The sequence below is a fragment of the Paenibacillus sp. JDR-2 genome (assembly GCF_000023585.1).
Classification (GTDB): domain Bacteria; phylum Bacillota; class Bacilli; order Paenibacillales; family Paenibacillaceae; genus Pristimantibacillus.
On sequence record NC_012914.1, the window covers coordinates 1,170,001 to 1,187,500 of the forward strand.

At 49.1% G+C, this 17,500-nt stretch carries 10 protein-coding genes, 3 tRNA genes and 1 rRNA gene (2 of these 14 running past the window's edge); 12 read left to right on the forward strand and 2 right to left on the reverse strand.

What is annotated here, in order from left to right; translation table 11 throughout:
• From PJDR2_RS05005 to PJDR2_RS05020, 4 genes are all read left to right on the forward strand, one after another.
• Positions 1 to 1,389, forward strand: a 23S ribosomal RNA gene (locus tag PJDR2_RS05005); it begins 1,544 nt to the left of the window's first position.
• A gap of 141 nt (positions 1,390 to 1,530) precedes the next feature.
• Positions 1,531 to 1,606: transfer RNA gene (locus tag PJDR2_RS05010), tRNA-His, on the forward strand.
• Between the two features lie 31 nt (positions 1,607 to 1,637).
• A tRNA-Gln gene (locus tag PJDR2_RS05015) sits at positions 1,638 to 1,712 on the forward strand.
• Positions 1,713 to 1,717: 5 nt separating this feature from the next.
• A tRNA-Gly gene (locus PJDR2_RS05020) sits at positions 1,718 to 1,792 on the forward strand.
• 89 nt (positions 1,793 to 1,881) lie between these two features.
• Here PJDR2_RS05020 and PJDR2_RS31760 read toward each other — a convergent pair.
• On the reverse strand, positions 1,882 to 2,706 hold the full coding sequence (locus PJDR2_RS31760; protein ID WP_190276180.1) for a CPBP family intramembrane glutamic endopeptidase: 825 nt from the start codon (positions 2,704 to 2,706) through the stop codon (positions 1,882 to 1,884).
• A 240-nt stretch (positions 2,707 to 2,946) separates the two neighbouring features.
• Between PJDR2_RS31760 and PJDR2_RS05030 the strand changes: the two genes are divergently transcribed.
• From PJDR2_RS05030 to PJDR2_RS05060, 7 genes are all read left to right on the forward strand, one after another.
• Complete coding sequence (locus PJDR2_RS05030; protein WP_015842599.1) at positions 2,947 to 3,927, forward strand: sugar ABC transporter substrate-binding protein; 981 nt, start codon at positions 2,947 to 2,949, stop codon at positions 3,925 to 3,927.
• Positions 3,924 to 5,369: a sensor histidine kinase gene (locus tag PJDR2_RS05035; protein ID WP_015842600.1), complete on the forward strand. Its 1,446-nt coding sequence runs from the start codon at positions 3,924 to 3,926 to the stop codon at positions 5,367 to 5,369. The genes PJDR2_RS05030 and PJDR2_RS05035 overlap by 4 nt, the downstream gene beginning before the upstream one ends.
• A gap of 3 nt (positions 5,370 to 5,372) precedes the next feature.
• Entirely contained in the window at positions 5,373 to 6,920 is a 1,548-nt protein-coding gene (locus PJDR2_RS05040) for a response regulator (RefSeq protein WP_015842601.1), read from the forward strand.
• 27 nt (positions 6,921 to 6,947) lie between these two features.
• Positions 6,948 to 8,060, forward strand: a complete 1,113-nt coding sequence (xylF, locus tag PJDR2_RS05045) for a D-xylose ABC transporter substrate-binding protein (protein ID WP_015842602.1) — start codon at positions 6,948 to 6,950, stop codon at positions 8,058 to 8,060.
• Between the two features lie 317 nt (positions 8,061 to 8,377).
• Positions 8,378 to 9,478: a sugar ABC transporter substrate-binding protein gene (locus PJDR2_RS05050; RefSeq protein ID WP_015842603.1), complete on the forward strand. Its 1,101-nt coding sequence runs from the start codon at positions 8,378 to 8,380 to the stop codon at positions 9,476 to 9,478.
• 184 nt (positions 9,479 to 9,662) lie between these two features.
• The gene (locus PJDR2_RS05055) at positions 9,663 to 11,183 is read left to right on the forward strand and encodes a sugar ABC transporter ATP-binding protein (RefSeq protein ID WP_015842604.1); all 1,521 of its coding nucleotides are present in this window, start codon (positions 9,663 to 9,665) and stop codon (positions 11,181 to 11,183) included.
• 80 nt (positions 11,184 to 11,263) lie between these two features.
• Complete coding sequence (locus PJDR2_RS05060; protein WP_015842605.1) at positions 11,264 to 12,475, forward strand: sugar ABC transporter permease; 1,212 nt, start codon at positions 11,264 to 11,266, stop codon at positions 12,473 to 12,475.
• A 54-nt stretch (positions 12,476 to 12,529) separates the two neighbouring features.
• Here PJDR2_RS05060 and uraA read toward each other — a convergent pair whose 3' ends face one another.
• Positions 12,530 to 13,837: a uracil permease gene (uraA, locus tag PJDR2_RS05065; RefSeq protein WP_015842606.1), complete on the reverse strand. Its 1,308-nt coding sequence runs from the start codon at positions 13,835 to 13,837 to the stop codon at positions 12,530 to 12,532.
• 228 nt (positions 13,838 to 14,065) lie between these two features.
• Here uraA and PJDR2_RS05070 point away from each other — a divergent pair, with 228 nt between their 5' ends.
• Positions 14,066 to 17,500, forward strand: the 5' portion of a protein-coding gene (locus tag PJDR2_RS05070) for a choice-of-anchor I family protein (RefSeq protein ID WP_015842607.1). Its footprint extends 765 nt past the window's final position; 3,435 of the gene's 4,200 nt are visible here — the first part of the coding sequence; it begins with the start codon at positions 14,066 to 14,068; the stop codon falls past the right edge of the window.

The following is a 17,500-nucleotide window of genomic DNA, read 5'->3' on the forward strand; positions in this document are numbered from 1 at the left end:
GCAAATCCGCAACTCGCGTAAGCTAGGCTGTGATGGGGAGCGAAAAATGCAGTAGCGAAGGTCATGTACTCCGGCTGTCAAGAAAAGCCTCTAGTTAGATCTAGGTGCCCGTACCGCAAACCGACACAGGTAGGCGAGCAGAGCATGCTAAGGCGCGCGGAAGAACTCTCGTTAAGGAACTCGGCAAAATGACCCCGTAACTTCGGGAGAAGGGGTGCCTCGGTAGGGTGAATAGCCCGAGGGGGCCGCAGTGAAAAGGCCCAAGCGACTGTTTAGCAAAAACACAGGTCTGTGCGAAGCCGTAAGGCGAAGTATACGGGCTGACGCCTGCCCGGTGCTGGAAGGTTAAGGGGAGCGGTTAGGAGCAATCCGAAGCTGTGAACCGAAGCCCCAGTAAACGGCGGCCGTAACTATAACGGTCCTAAGGTAGCGAAATTCCTTGTCAGGTAAATTCTGACCCGCACGAATGGCGTAACGACTTGGGCGCTGTCTCAACGAGAGATCCGGTGAAATTTTAATACCTGTGAAGATGCAGGTTACCCGCGACAAGACGGAAAGACCCCATGGAGCTTTACTGCAGCTTGATATTGGACTTTGGTACGATCTGTACAGGATAGGTGGGAGCCTGAGAAGCATGAGCGCCAGCTTGTGTGGAGGCGACGTTGGGATACCACCCTGATCGTATCGGAGTTCTAACCTGGAACCATGAAACTGGTTCGGGGACCGTGTCAGGTGGGCAGTTTGACTGGGGCGGTCGCCTCCTAAAATGTAACGGAGGCGCCCAAAGGTTCCCTCAGAATGGTTGGAAATCATTCGGAGAGTGCAAAGGCATAAGGGAGCTTGACTGCGAGACCAACAAGTCGAGCAGGGACGAAAGTCGGGCTTAGTGATCCGGTGGTACCGAATGGAAGGGCCATCGCTCAACGGATAAAAGCTACCCTGGGGATAACAGGCTTATCTCCCCCAAGAGTCCACATCGACGGGGAGGTTTGGCACCTCGATGTCGGCTCATCGCATCCTGGGGCTGAAGTAGGTCCCAAGGGTTGGGCTGTTCGCCCATTAAAGCGGTACGCGAGCTGGGTTCAGAACGTCGTGAGACAGTTCGGTCCCTATCTGTCGCGGGCGCAGGAAATTTGAGAGGAGCTGTCCTTAGTACGAGAGGACCGGGATGGACGTACCGCTGGTGTACCAGTTGTTCCGCCAGGAGCACCGCTGGGTAGCCAAGTACGGACGGGATAAGCGCTGAAAGCATCTAAGCGTGAAGCCCCCCTCAAGATGAGATTTCCCAATTAGTAAGACCCCTTGAAGACGACGAGGTTGATAGGTTCGGGGTGGAAGCACAGCAATGTGTGGAGCTGACGAATACTAATCGGTCGAGGGCTTATCCTAAAACAACCCCCCAAAAAGTGAAGTTAAGCGTTATAGCTTATTCCGATTACTTTTCGGGGACCCCGGTGTAACAATCGGAACACTTAAGGAATTCAAACTTTCGCATCCAGTTTTCAAGGTGTAAATTACACCGATTATATGGCGGTCGTGGCGAAGGGGTTAACGCACCAGTCTGTGGCTCTGGCATTCGTGGGTTCAAGTCCCATCGATCGCCCCATTTTTTTTTTTTAAAACTACATAAAAAGCGTTGGGGATTAGCCAAGCGGTAAGGCAACGGACTTTGACTCCGTCACTCCTAGGTTCGAATCCTTGATCCCCAGCCATTTAAGCGGAAGTGGCTCAGCGGTAGAGCATTGCCTTGCCAAGGCGAGGGTCGCGGGTTCGATTCCCGTCTTCCGCTCCATATAACAAACACAAGATTACTTCAGAAACGAAGTGGTCTTTTTTTATTTACACAGAAAAACGCTGACACATGGTCAGCGCTTAAAGGCATCAATCCTTTTTCATTTTCCTTTTATAAAGGAAGTAAACGGCTATTATAGCGAGGATAAGGACAAGAGAGGCCATGTAGCTTCCTTCCGCGCCAAACTCTCCGCCTGATAACTGAATAGGGCCGTTGTCGGTTACTTGAAGGACAGCCGGCACAGGCTCCGTTCCGGATACTTGAAAGCCGTATACGTAGCCCTGGAAGAAGTTCCAGCTCATATGAAGCCCAATCGGCCACCACAAGCCCCCGGTCAGTTCCCTAGCTACCGAGAATAGAATACCTGCCAAACAAATATTGATGAACGGAAACGGCGTCTCGTACATATTCGGATTCATACTGTGCATAAGTGCAAAAATAATCGAGCTGACGATAATGGCAGCGGGCGTTCCATAGTGATATTTGATAAGTCCCTGAATGTACCCACGTGTGAATAACTCCTCGGATAATGCGACAAATATGTATAAAATAATGCCTTCAAACAAGGAAAGGATTAAAGTTTGGTCCCATTTCGATGCTTCCCAGCTTACTCCGCCTGCTGCCCAAATCAGAATGGCAGAGAGGGTCATAAGGAGAATTCCTGCAAAAAAACCTTGAAGACCACGGTCTACTCCATGCTTTTGCTTTAGTCCCAGCGGCCACTTGCGCTTGCGTTCAAACCACGCATACATGGTAAAGGCAGACCCTATAAAAAGAACCGTCTGCAGGTATTGCGTCCAGCGCGCCTCTCCAACCTTAGTGATTTCATCGATATCGGCGCCTGTTGCGGCAGCGTAGATCGCGTAACCGATACCCACCACAATCATAATTCCGATAGGGAGTAACCCGCTCAATACAATTTTGCCCGCCACGCTAAAAAACTTTTTAATCAGAATCACCATCCTAATTTCTAAATTTTAAAATACCATATTAATCCATTACTGCTACAAAATTATAACTTTCCGATTATTTTAATGTCAATTCTTTATGTACGAAAAATTTACATTTCTTGACTAGGTCTATTGTGCTATGATGAGGGCAACTATTGATGGAAGCGTTTTAGTAGATTGTTTCATTGAAAAAGGAGCCGACAAATGAGGAAACTCGTCATTGTCCTGTTATCTGCTATATGCCTGGTATTGTTAGGATTTACCCTATCCTCCTTTATCCATGTATTCCACTATAATTTGTCAGCTCCAGCCGATGTAGGCAGCGCGAATAAATCCGGTTACCGTCTCATCCTGATTACGCAAGAAATGGATACGCCGTTTTGGGATAAGGTAGAGAACGGGGCATCCAAAGCCGCCTCCAAGTATGGAGCCGAACTTGAAGTATGGGGCAGCTACGGAACCAATCAGGAGGATTTTTTGAAAAATATGGAGATCGCGATCGCTTCAAAGGTAGACGGTATTCTGGTACAGGGACTAAATACGGATGAGTTTAATCAATTGGCAACGGTTAAGGCTGCCGGGAACGGAATTCCGATCTTCACGATTGCTAACGACGTACCTATTGAAGACAGCTTAAGGCGGACTTATATCGGTTCCGACCATTACAAGGCAGGACAGATGATAGGTACGCAACTGGCTGAAGATCTTGGTCATAAAGGCAAGGTTGTGCTGATGGTTTCGGATCGTCAGGAGGATTTTCAGAGCAAGCGGCTAAACGGAATACTTAACATCTTGAAGTTCTATCCGGACATAGAACCTATTACGGTAGTAGCAGGGGACACAAGGGAGAAGGTTGTTACGGCTACCAACGAAATTATGAATAAAGAGCCGAATGTAGCTGCTTTTGTATCGGTCACGGCAAACAACGCAAGCGCGATGGTGCAGGAGATTGGCAAGCGCGCGCAGTTGAGCAAGTTCCATATCTACTCTTTTGATGATAGTCCTGAGATCAAGACCTTGCTGAAGGAGAAGAAGATGAGCGGCATTATCGAGCAATCCCCGGAAATGATGGGCGAGCTTGGCGTGCAGCTAATGGTGCAGTGGCTGAAGGGAGAGACTTTCCCCCTAAAATATGATGGTTATTTTACGGATATTCGGCTCCTTAAGGCGGATGAACTCCAATGAATACAGTCCAGAAAAAGATATTGTCGCTCACTGCTATTGTCTTGTTTATCATGGTTGCGATCTGGTTTATCCTCACGTACTACAATCAGAAAATGCAAGATCAATATAATGATATTTTGCAGCGCTACCTGCAAATGAACGAGGTAAGCGCGTCCAGCCAGCAGCTAGTCACTTCGCTTAACAACTACATACAAACGCCAACTCCTTCGAAGCTTTCAAATGTAGAGGGAGACCGGCAGAGACTTCTGAATGCGCAGCTGCATATTGCGGATTTGCGCAACAACAGCAATCAGTTTACCCTAACCAATTATTTGAACCTGATCGACAGTCTGGTGGACTCCACGAATCGGTCAATACGGCTTCTGAACGAGAAGAATAATGAAGAAGCGCTTAATGATTTTACGGAGGCGACACGGCTATCGAAGTATATTTCCGAGATGACGTTAACACTGCTCGGGACCGAGCTTCAGACGTACGACCAGTTCTACCGCGGCATGATTATGCAGTCTGTGGAGCTGAAGAAGCTTGGGGTGTGGATGCTGGCGTTGATCACTTTCCTTCTCCTCCTTTTTACTTATTGGTTCTCGCTAAGCATCACTCGCCCGATCCAGCGTCTTACCCAAGCTGCCCGCGAGCTGTCGAGGGGAAGATTTGATACCCATATCGAAATTTACGCCAATGACGAGATTTCTTTCCTAGCCAAGACCTTTGACCGGATGAGGATCAACATCAACAATCTGATCTCGGAGATTCAGACGAAAGCGCAGCTTGAGAGCGAGCTTCAGAAGAACAAGCTGCTCCTGCAGGAGAGCCAGCTGAGAAGTCTGCAGAGTCAGATCAATCCGCATTTCTTATTTAACACCTTGGATACGTTATCGAAAAAGGCTTATTTGGAAGGCTCGCTGGAAACAAGCGATCTTCTGACCAGTGTGGCGAGACTGCTCCGCTACAATCTTAAGCGGCTAGACAGGCCGGTTACGCTTTATGAGGAAGTCCGCGTACTGCGCGAATATATTTTCATCCAGAAAACAAGGTTTACGGAACGGCTGCGCTTTGTGGAAGAAGTGGATGAAGATTGCTTGCATGTCCAGATTCCGGGGCTTACGATCCAGCCGATTATCGAGAATGCTGTTATTCATGCCATAGAGCCGCTTGAAGATGGCGGCACGATTACGTTCCGCGTTCGGGACGAGGGTTCCGAGATTATGATCGAAATTGAAGACGAAGGCAGCGGCATATCGGAGGAAAAAATATCGCATATCATGGAGGATCGATTTGCCAGCCAGGAGGGCGACGGGCATTCGACGGGTATCGGCTTTGGTAATGTGATTAACCGGCTGCGCCTTTATTACGGCCGGGAGGATGTTATGGCTATTCAGAGTGAGGTAGGCAAAGGAACGAAAGTGATATTGAAGCTGCCGAAGGAAAGGGAGGCCGGTTAAATCATGTATAAGCTGTTAATCGTGGATGACGAGCAGATTGAGCGCGAAGGGTTAAAGGCCATCCTGCAGCATGGATTGCCGGACATTATCATTGAACAGGCGAAGAACGGGAATATAGCGGTACAGCTGGCGGAGGAATTCCGTCCGGACTTGATCTTAATGGATGTGAAGATGCCGGGAATCAATGGACTAGAGGCGGTAGAGTTGATAAGCGCGAATCAGCCGTCGATCAAATTCATTATGGTGACGGCTTATGATACGTTTGACTACGCGCGTAAGGCCATCAAGCTTGGCGTAAAGGACTATCTCCTCAAGCCAAGCAAAGCCTCCGAGATCGTGACAACCGTACAGCGCGTTCTTCATCTCATTGAAGAGGAGAGAAAGACGGTAGAGACAACCGAGCTTCAGCGTACCGCCCTGCAGAGAGTTATGCCTATAATCGAAACGGATATCGTCACGCAATTATTGTTTGATCATGTTCATGAGGTGCATTTGGATGAGCTGGTAGGGCTGCTTGGCGTGCATACGGCAAACGAGAAGTATGCGATGACCGTATTACTGCCTCCGGGAGCGGAGGGCTGCTATACCGCTATAAAGGAAAAGGTCCGAAAGATGGGTAGCGGCTGGGTTGGCGCGATGTACGGACGGCAAATTCCGATCATCGTGTTTCCGGAGGCAGACAGGTCATACCGTTCCCAGGCCGTTACAATGGCGCGCGAATTGCTCGCTGTGGCGAAGGCGGACGGTAACGACGGCTGGTTTGTGGGAATTGGCGGCGTGTATGAGTCGCTTGATCAGATCCGGCAGTCGTATCAGGAGGCCTTAATGGCTTCGATCGATCCGTCGTTGCCGGTCAAATACCGTTTCTACGAGGATACTCCTGTTCTTGGCGTTACGCGGGACGGCTATCCGGTCAAGCTGCTGGAACAGCAGTTGTTCGACCGCATCCGGCTGGGGCAATGGGAGCAGGTCCGTAATGATTTAACGGATTTTATCCGCCGTTATGAGAACGAAGGAGCAAGCCTTTTGCATACCCAGCAGCGTGTACTCGAGTTGCTCTGGATTGCCTCCCGCGTACTTCTTGAGATGGGCGTTGAGATTGATACGCCGATGTTCTCCTTCCAGGTGCGGGACTACAGGCAGCTAAGGGCAGAGTCCGAGCATTTGCTGGAGCGGATGAGACAATCGTATACCGAACATCATGAACGGATTGAGCCGGATGCGATACAACAAATCAAGCAGTATATTACGGATCATTCCCACGAGGATATTTCGCTGGAAGCGATCGGGCGAATGGTTGGTTTAAGTCCTTTTTATATCAGCAAAATGTTTAAAGACCAGCTTGGCATTAACTATATCGATTTTCTGACCGAATGCCGCATTAAGAAAGCGATAAAGCTGATGGGCGATCCCGAGCGGAGTTTGAAGGAAATTACTTATATGGTTGGTTACCATGATCCGAATTACTTCAGTAAAGTATTCAAAAAGATGTGCGAGGTCTCTCCGACGGAATACCGCAAGACACTCCTTGGCAAATCGGCTTCGAGCTAAAAATTTGGGATGAAGGAAGAGAAGCAAATGAAACAGGGCTTCGCGAGGAGAAGGTCTACTCTATTTATTGCCGTTCTAATCGTCTGTTTTCTCTTGTCGGCTTGCGACAGTAATAGCGGTGGTGGGGCGACAGCTGAGAACCTAAATAATAAACAGCCTAAGGCAACCATAGCTCCTTCCGATCACGCAAATAAAAAGATTAAGATTGGCTTCTCGATGGATACGCTCCTCGAGGAACGCTGGCTGAAGGACCGGGATTTATTCCGGGAGGCCTGCGAGGCGCTAGGCGCGGATGTGGAGATTATTGCGGCTAACGGGGATGATGCCAAGCAGATTTCCCAAGCGGAAGCGTTAATCAGCCAAGGGGTCGACATTCTTGTTGTTGTTCCTCATAACGCGGATGCGACGGCTGCCATCGTGAAGAAGGCGCATTCGGCCGGTATTAAAGTGCTTGCGTACGACCGTCTTATAAAAAACGCCGACGTGGATTTATACGTATCGTTTGATAACGAGGCGGTAGGGGAGCTGCAGGCCAAAGCGATCACCAGGCTTGTGCCAAAGGGGAAATTTGTTTATATCGGCGGCGCCGATACGGATAATAACGCGCACTTGTTCAAACAAGGCGTATTTAACGTACTTCAGCCTTATATCGACCGAGGAGATATTACGGTTGTCTATGATCAATGGACGAAGGACTGGACCCCGGTGAATGCCTTGGCCAACATGAAGGATGCGCTTGAAGCGAATAACAATAAGATTGATGCGGTTATTGCTGCCAACGACGCTACGGCGGGTGGTGTCGTTCAGGCGTTAGCGGGGCAAGGGCTGGCGGGCAAGCTCCCGGTTGCCGGCCAGGATGCCGAGCTTGCCGCCGCGCAGCGAATTGTGGAAGGAACGCAGACGATGACCGTGTATAAGCCGATCAAGCTGCTGGCCGACAAAGCCGCCGAGCTTGCCGTCAAGCTGGCGAAAGGCGAGGATACCGGCGCGGACCGGACCGTCAATAACGGCAAGATCGAAGTGCCTTCCGTGCTGCTGTCCCCGATCGCCGTAGACAAATCCAATATTGACGAGACGATTATTGCCGACGGATTCCATTCCCGTGAAGACGTCTATAAGAACGTCGATAAGAAGCTTTGACTCCAATCAGCCGAATATACTGCACTCTGTACAACAAAACTCGTCTGACCGCCTCGAATTGGGCAAATACATTGTATTTCGTGCAAGGCCAGTTCGACTGTTTTAAAAATCGAGTAAGTAAAGATCTTGAGGGGTTGTCCCAACGTCATTTTAATGACTTAAGGGACAGCCCTTTATTTTTTTGCCTGCGGCCCCCGCAGTTCAAAAAAGTCTAGGCGGTTATAAAAGAGTGCTATATAACAGCGCTTTCATTGGAAGTTCCCCGTGCTATAGTTGGTCGTGTAAGGAACAAAGACATTATTGGAGGGGTAACGAAGATGAAAAAAGGCTTCAAATCGTTTGCGCTTTTAATGGTTGTTCTGCTGCTCACGGCTTTGGTTGCAGCTTGCGGTAAAGGCGACAGTAAAGTCAGCGTTGGTATCGTTCTTCCGACGAAAGACGAACCAAGATGGGTTCAAGACGAGCAGCGCTTCAAGGATGCGCTGAAGGGCTCCAAATACACGACGGAAATTCTGTTCAGCCAAGGCTCCTCTGCAAAAGAAAAAGAAAACGTAGAAACATTGATCAATAAAGGCATCAAAGTACTTATTATCTGTCCTCAAGACGGCGACGCGGCTGCTGCTGCTGTAGAAGCTGCGAAAAAAGAAGGCATCAAGGTTATCTCCTATGACCGTTTGATCACCAACACGGACGCGGTTGACTACTACGTTACTTTCGACAGCGTAGCGGTAGGCGCGGCACAAGCTCAATACCTGGTTGATAACGCTAAAGGCAACGGCCAGCCGTTGTACCTGTACGCGGGCGCAGCTTCCGACAACAACGCATTCCTGTTCTTCCAAGGCGCTTGGAACGTTCTGCAGCCAAAAATCGCTGACGGCACTTTCAAAATCGCGAACTCCAGCGAAGCTGAAGCTCTGAAGGCTACAAAAGATCTGTCCCGTGACCAGCTGAGCAAAATCATCGGCCAAGTTACAACAAACTGGGATGCTAACGAAGCGAAAAACAAAGCTCAAACTCACTTGACTGCCGCAGCTGCCGACATGAAAGGCGATGTAGCAATCTTGGCTCCGAACGATGGCACGGCACGTTCGATTGCCGACGTATTTAAAGCGGATAGCGCTATTAAAAGCTATGTAGTAACGGGTCAGGATGCTGAGAAAGCTTCCATTCAATACATCATTGACGGCAAACAATCGATGACGGTATTCAAAGACGTTCGTACGCTTGTTAAAGACGCGATGGGTATGGCCGTAGACATTCTGGACGGCAAAGATCCTGCAACAACAGGCTCGTATGACAATGGCAAAGTAGAAGTGAAAGCAAAACAAACCAACGTTATTGTCGTGAACAAAGGCAATGTGAAGAAAGAACTGATCGATTCGGCTTACTACGCGGCGAGCGATTTCACGGGTCTGTAATCGTAAACGAATAAAGCGCAAAGCTCATGCTTTCGAAGTATGAATTGCTTTGCAATTCATTTGGGGAATAGTGATAGATTCGTCTATCGCTATTCCTTACTTGCAGAGTTGTTTGCTTAAGGAAATCCTTACGATGTAAGAATTATCGCAAAGAACGCGAAAATTCTTTTAGGAGTGCATAGTGATGAGCAACTACATTTTGGAGATGAACAATATCTCGAAGGAATTTACAGGTGTCAAAGCGCTCTCGGACGTGAACTTCAAGGTGGAGAAGGGCGAAATTCATTGTCTCATCGGCGAGAACGGAGCCGGCAAATCAACCCTGATGAAGGTTTTGAGCGGCGTTTATCCCTATGGCACCTACAAAGGCGATATCGTGTTCGAAGACGATATTCAGGCCTTCAACAAAATCAGCGACAGCGTAAAAGCGGGCATCGCCATTATTTATCAGGAACTCGCATTGTTCCCGGACCTTACGGTTTACGAGAATATTTTTGCCGGAAACGAAATAAAACGCGGCTCGGTGGTGGATTGGAACAAGACGATTGTCGAAGCGCAGAAAATGCTTCAGAGGGTTGGCCTAAATGTAAATCCCGAAGTACTGATTAAAGAACTAGGTGTCGGCAAGCAGCAGCTGGTCGAGATCGCCAAAGCATTAAGCAAAAACGTAAAGCTGCTTATTCTGGACGAACCAACGGCAGCTTTGAACGAGAATGACAGCGAGAATCTTCTTGAACTGCTCCGGGAGCTGAAGAAGCAAGGCATTACCTGCATTATGATCTCCCATAAGCTGAAAGAAGTCATCTCCATTGCGGATAAAGCAACGGTGCTTCGCGATGGACGTACCATTTGCACCCTGGACGGGTCCAAGGGGGAAATCACGGAAAACAATATTATCCGGAACATGGTTGGCCGCGAAATAGAAGATATTTATCCGAAGAGAATGAGCAAATCGTTCGGCAGCACAATCCTTGAGGTGAAGAACTGGTCCGCTTACGATCCCGAGCTCGGAAGACATGTCGTCAAGAATGTGAACCTGCATGTTAAAAAAGGAGAAATCGTCGGAATAGCCGGCTTGATGGGCTCAGGACGGACGGAGCTTGCTCGCAGCATCTTCGGCAATCCAAAGTCTTATAGACTGCAAGGCGAGCTTTTGGTGAACGGTTCAGCCAAATCGCTCAAGCATCCGAAGGATGCGATCAAGGAAGGCATTGCTTATGTAACCGAGGACAGAAAAGGCGACGGGTTGTTCCTCATCCAGGATATTAAAAATAATATCTCTGCGGCTAACCTGAACGGAATCTCCCGGAAAGGCGTCATCAACGACAATAAGGAGATCCGGATCGCCAGCGATTACAAAAGCTCGTTAAACGTTAAGGCTCCTTCCATCGAACAGATCGTGGGCAATCTTAGCGGCGGCAATCAGCAGAAGGTATCGCTTGGCAAATGGCTGTTCGTCGGGCCGCAGCTTCTTATCCTGGATGAGCCGACACGCGGTATCGACGTTGGTGCTAAATTTGAGATTTATACCATCATGAACAAGCTGATTGCGGAGGGAATGAGCATTATTATGATCTCTTCCGAGCTGGGGGAAATTCTCGGCATGAGCGACCGCATTTATGTCATGGCGGAAGGCGCGATTAAAGGCGAGCTTCCGATTGAAGAGGCGAACCAAGAAAATATCATGCAATTCGCAACGCAATAGATAATGCTTACGAAGCATGAATCGCCGCGATCGGCGTATAACCGCCTTTTGTGCAGCCATTCATTTTAGGAGGATCACCCATGAACTTAGTCACTCAGGGCAAAAAGGAACACCAGACAAACATTCTTACCGAAGGTAAAACATTGCTGAAAGTAAATATTCGCGAGTACGGCATGTACATTGCTTTGTTTGTTATTATGCTGACGTTCTCGATTCTTACGGACGGCTTGTTTATGTCTTCCCGTAACATTAGTAACCTTCTTGACGCGACCGGGTATATTGCGGTGCTCGCGGTAGGCATGACGCTTGTTATCGTAATTCGCCATATCGACTTGTCGGTAGGCTTTGCTGCAGGCTTCCTGGGAGCTATTGCCGCTATTTTACTATCGCAGGCGGGTGTCCCTGTCTATTTTACCATCCCGATTATCTTGATTTTAGGTATTGTTGTAGGCTTGTTTAACGGCGTGCTTGTTGCGTCGCTAGGCATCCCTTCATTCGTAGCTTCTCTCGCAGGCATGTTGATTTTCCGCGGCGCCTTGCTTCGCGTAACCGAGAAGACCGGTACGATTATCGTTAAGGACGAGCATTTTAACGCGCTGGGCAATGGCTACATCCCATCCTGGTTCAAGATGGACGATCTGAATTTCCTGTCCCTCCTGCTTGGCGTGCTTGTTATTCTTCTCTTTATTTACTTTGAAATTTCCAAACGCGGGAACAAGATCAAATACCAGTTCGAAGTGATCTCCAAAGGCATGTTCACCGTTAAGTTGATCTTCGTATCCGCTATTATTGCTTACATTACTTATATTATCGCAGGCTATAACGGCTTCTCCTGGACGGTTATTATCATGCTGCTGGTTGTTGTGATCTATCACTTCTTGACCACAAGCACCGTGCTTGGCCGTCATATATATGCGGTAGGCAGCAACCCGGAAGCGGCGCATTTGAGCGGGATCAACGTGAAAAAGATTACCTACATCGTGTTTGGCTCCATGGGTCTGCTCTCTGCTTTATCCGGCATTCTCTTCACGGCGCGTCTGCAGTCGGCAACAACAACAGCCGGTACGCTGTTCGAGCTTGACGCGATTGCGGCGGCGTATGTCGGCGGGGTATCGGCAGCAGGCGGCGTGGGTAAAGTCACCGGTTCGATTATCGGTGCGATCGTTATGGCTTCGCTATCAAGCGGCATGAACCTGATGGGGGTCGGTATCTCTTATCAATACATGATTCGCGGAGGCGTGCTTGCGGTTGCGGTAATCTTCGATGTGATGACTCGGAGAAAAAGAAGCTAATATACGTATTATGAAGAAAGCCCAGCGGCTTATAGGCCGCTGGGCTTTTGCGTTTTAATGACCGGAAGCTTCCGAATCATTGGACAAGCGGGTAATTTCAAAGATTTTGAACAACAGGCTCAGGATAATCGCCGTTACGGTTGCAAGCGCCATTCCCGAGAGGGAGAAGTCGCCGATTGTAATTTTCGCGCCGCTAAGGCCGGTTACGAGAACAACCGTTGTCAGGTACAGGTTGGTTGGTTTGCTGTAGTCGATCTTGGACTCGACAAGCATCCGGAGACCGGAAGCCGCGATAACGCCGAACAACAGCAGGGATACGCCGCCCATAACCGGAGCGGGAATACCTGCGATCAATGCCGAGAACTTGCCGAAGAACGACAGTACGATTGCGAATACGGCCGCGCCGCCGATAACGAACGTGGAGTAGACGCGCGTAATCGCAAGTACGCCGATATTCTCGCCGTAAGTCGTATTAGGCGTAGAGCCCAGGAAGCCGGACAGAAGTGTCGAAATCCCGTTGCCGAGCAGCGAACGGTGCAGGCCCGGATCTTTGGACAGATCTTTTTTGACAATGTTGCCGGTTACGATCAAATGGCCGATATGCTCGGCAAGAACGACCAGGGAAGCGGGAACAATCGTCAGAATTGCTGCCCACTCAAAGGTTGGTGCCGTGAATGTAGGGGCCGCAAGCCAGTTGCTCGTCGTTACATTATCGAAGTTTGTATAACCCAGGAAGTAGGACAGCAAATATCCGCATACGATACCAACCAGAATCGGAATGATGCGCATGAAGCCGCGGAATAGGACCGAACCAAGCACGGTAATTAGCAAAGTGACGATAGAGATCGTAATGGCCGTGCCGTCCGGTGTCCATACTTGGTCAGCCGGTGCGCTTGGCGCTTTGATCCATCCGGCCATGCCGGCTGCAACCGGAATAAGCTCAAGACCGATAACCGCTACGATGGCGCCCATCGCAGCAGGCGGGAAAATCACGTTAATCCAGCCGGTACCCGCAACTTGGATAATAAGCGCAACAACGGTGAACACAACGCCCGCTGCAATAAATCCGCCAAGTGCTGCGGCATAGCCGTCAGAGTGGGAAGCATGGTTGCCGATAACCGCTCCGGCCGGTGCGATAAACGCAAAGCTGGAGCCGAGATACGCGGGAATTTTTCCTTTTACGATAAATAGATAAAGCAGAGTGCCGATACCGTTCATCAGAAGACAAATCGCCGGGTCTACGCCAAGCAGGTTTGGAACGAGTACGGTTGAACCAAACATCGCGAACAAATGCTGAATGCTCAGCATGAGGCTTTGGCCCATTGGCGGCCTATCGTGGACGCCGATTTCTTGTAGTTTCATCTAGCTGTAACCCTCCATAACATAAAGTCAACTTTTGCGCAACTTGCTCGATTTTACATAAGTATAGTGTTGCTTGGCAAGACATTTCTTAATCCATGCGCGATATGCGAATATTCAGGATGAAAAATAACAATTGTTTACAATATCTTAAACTGCCTATTAACCTTTAGAAAACATTCCCCCATTACAATTTTAGTAGAATCTATGAAATGGGAGTGAAACTAATAAATGATCAATAAAAGCAGACGCTTCTTGTCCATTTTCCTTGCTGCCGAAATCGCCGCTACAGCCTTAATGGGGACCGGTGTGGCAATGGCGGATGGCGGCGTAACTCCACTGGCCGGAACTCCTTACAACACTTCTAGCGAATACAGCGTCAACGTTCCGCACGTTATTATTAATCAGGTTTACGGTGCCGGATTAAGCGCCGATGCTTCGGTGCTTTTCTCGAACGGATTTATTGAGCTTTACAATCCGACTGATCAAGATATTGATTTATCAAGTTGGTCGCTTCAATATGCGGATCGTGGAACGACAGCTACTACAGGAGCAACCAATGACTGGGAGGTTTTAAATCTTTCCGGAACAATTAAAGCCCACTCGTCTTTTCTCATTAAAGGAAAGGCTACAACTGCATCTGCACCGCTTATCGATCTTTCTGGCAAAGGCGATTTGACATGGGATAGATTTATCAATAATAAAGGTTTAAAAGTTGCTCTTATGAGTAACCAGACGAAGCTTACCGTTGCTAATCCATTTCTGACGAAACCTGCCGGCTACGTAGATATGGTCGGAACCGGAAGCAATGATGACGGCAGTACAATCGACGGTTATGAAGGTGCAGCGGATCTTGTGGATTACCCTACCGGCGATAAAGGCGGTACTTCTAAGAAGAAGGCCATTCGTCGAACCGATTTTGCCGATAGCGATATTAACAAAAATGATTTTTCTCAAATTGATTATGACGCTTTGAAAAAAGCGGGTATTGCCGGTGATATCGCCGCGGTTGCGCCACGGAGTACTTCTGACGGCCCATGGGGAGTAACAACACCTGAACAACCGGAAACGCCTGAAACTAATCCGGTTACTATTACAACAACCACAATCGCAGGCGCAACAATCGGCACTGCTTATACGGCTACGGTTGCTGCTGCCGGCGGCACGGCGCCTTTTACTTACAGTGCAACAAATCTGCCAACCGGCCTTACTCTTAATAGCGCAACCGGCGTAATTACCGGTACGCCAACAGCGGATGCCAAGTCTTCCCTTGTTACGGTAACGGCAACGGACAGTGCGAATCCTGTTGCAACGGGAACCAAATCGTTCTGGCTTACAGTCGGCCAGCAGCTTCGCGATATGAAGGATACGCTTTCGGTTGAGAAAATCGGTACCCTCTCGATTGGCACGTCGAACAAAGACGGCGGCGTTGCCGAGATCGTCAAATACAATAAAGACAACAACAAGTTTTATCTGGTTAACGGTTCCGGCAATCCGCCTACTTTGGAGATCGTTAGCTTAGGCAATGCAAAAGGTACACTGACAACTGAAAAAACCGTTCTGGTGAAGGATCTTTCTGAGACAAAAGGTTTCGTTTACGGCGACCTGACAAGCGTAGACATCAATACAACAACGAAGCGGGTTTCCGTTTCCGTACAAGAGAAGGATCCGCTTAAGCCCGGTAAAATCCTTGTTCTCGATTATGACGGCAATTACGTAACCGAATACGGAGCGGGCGTACAGCCGGATATGATCAAATCAACCGAAGACGGCCGTTATATCCTGACAGCTGACGAAGCTGAACCGCGCCTTGTTACGCAGGATGCCAAAGGCAGCATCACAATTGTAGATACTGTAACCGGTAAATCTACGCCGGCATACTTCGATGACCCGTCTGTCATTGAAGATGGCGTGCATATCCGAGGCGCTTTGGATCCGGTAACGAATACGGTTAAGTCCAGCGGCTCGAAACAAGATGCGCTCTACGATCTGGAACCGGAATACATTACGCTTTCCGCCGACGGCAAAACCGCTTATGTAACGCTTCAAGAGAACAACGCCGTAGCGGTTGTTGATATTGCCACGCAGAAAGTTACCGCGGTAAAAGCGCTTGGCCTTAAAGACTATAATAATCCCGCCAACGCTTTGGATGTTCAATCCAATGGCTCTATTCAACTGGAGACTGTACCATTTAAAGGCATGTACATGCCGGATGGAGCTGCTTCCTATACGGTTAACGGTAAGACTTATATTCTAACGGCCAACGAAGGCGACGCATCTGAATTCCGCGTAAACGCAAGCACGGCGGGTGCTCTCAAGGGAAGCTTGGATCCTAATTCGGAAGCCTATAAGTTCCTGAAAGACACGACAGCCTACGACGCTATTGAAGTAGCGGGCGATATGGGCAACGATGGTATCTACATGTACGGGGGCCGTTCCTTCTCGATCTGGAACGCGGATTCGATGGATCAGGTGTATGACAGCGGCAATGATTTCGAGAATATCACGGCAGTCCGTTTACCGGATTATTTCAACGTCAGCAATAGCAAGATTACGATGGATGACCGAAGCGTGAAGAAAGGTCCGGAGCCTGAGGACATTAAGGTAGGCAAAGTAGGCGACAGACAACTTGCGTTTATCGGCCTGGAGCGCGTAGGCGGCTTGATGACGTATGACGTGACGGATCCGGAGCATCCTCAGTTTGCGAACTATACGAATACCCGTGTATTTAAAGGTGCTGACGATAAAGTAAATCTCGATACGGACACCGGTCCGGAAGGCATCGAATTTATCCCGGCTTCGGTCAGCCCAACAGGACAGCCCCTGGTGCTTGTCGCTTATGAAGTAGGCGGTAAAGTAGGCATCTACCAGCTGAACGTAACCAAAGTGTCCATTGCCCAGAAGTCTCTCTCTCTTACGGCGGGCGGAACGGCAAGTCAACTGACGGCAACGGTTGTACCTGCAAACGGTTCTTCGAGCAGCGTTACGTGGTCATCCTCGGATGCCAACATTGCAACGGTTGATCAGAACGGTAAAGTTACGCCTGTGAAAGCAGGTACGGCTGTCATCAAAGCAACAAGCGCGGACGGATACGGAGTAGCGGAAAGCACCGTAACTGTAGCGGCATCACCTGTAGTTACGCCTGAGCAGCCAAGCAGCGGCGGAACAGGTGGAGGCGGCACAACCATTATTGATAACGGATCTTCCGGAGCTAATGTAGTGACGAAAGTTGATTCGACAACAAACGGCTCGGGTAAAGCAAGCGCAAATGTGACATCCAGCCAATTTACATCTGCTTTGAAAAAACTGCGTAACGAATTGTCAGCCGGCCAGGCAGGCAGCTTGACGGTATCGGCCATACCGGACAGCAAAGCAAAAGAAGCAGCGATTGTTCTTGAGAAGGGGATTTTCACCGATGCTAAAGATGCAGCTCTGACGGAGTTGACGATTGAAGCGGGAGTCGGCACGGTATCCTTTGACGCAAAAGCTATCGCCTCTATTGCAGCGGCTTCCAAAAACAACGATGTTACGATTACCGTACGCCAGTCCGATGCGGCAACGGCCGGTGCAGGCTTAACGGGAGCTAAGCGTACCGAATTCCTGCAAGCTGTGGGCAGCCATCCGGTGTTTGATTTTGCGGTAAAAGCAAACGGCAGCGCAATTACC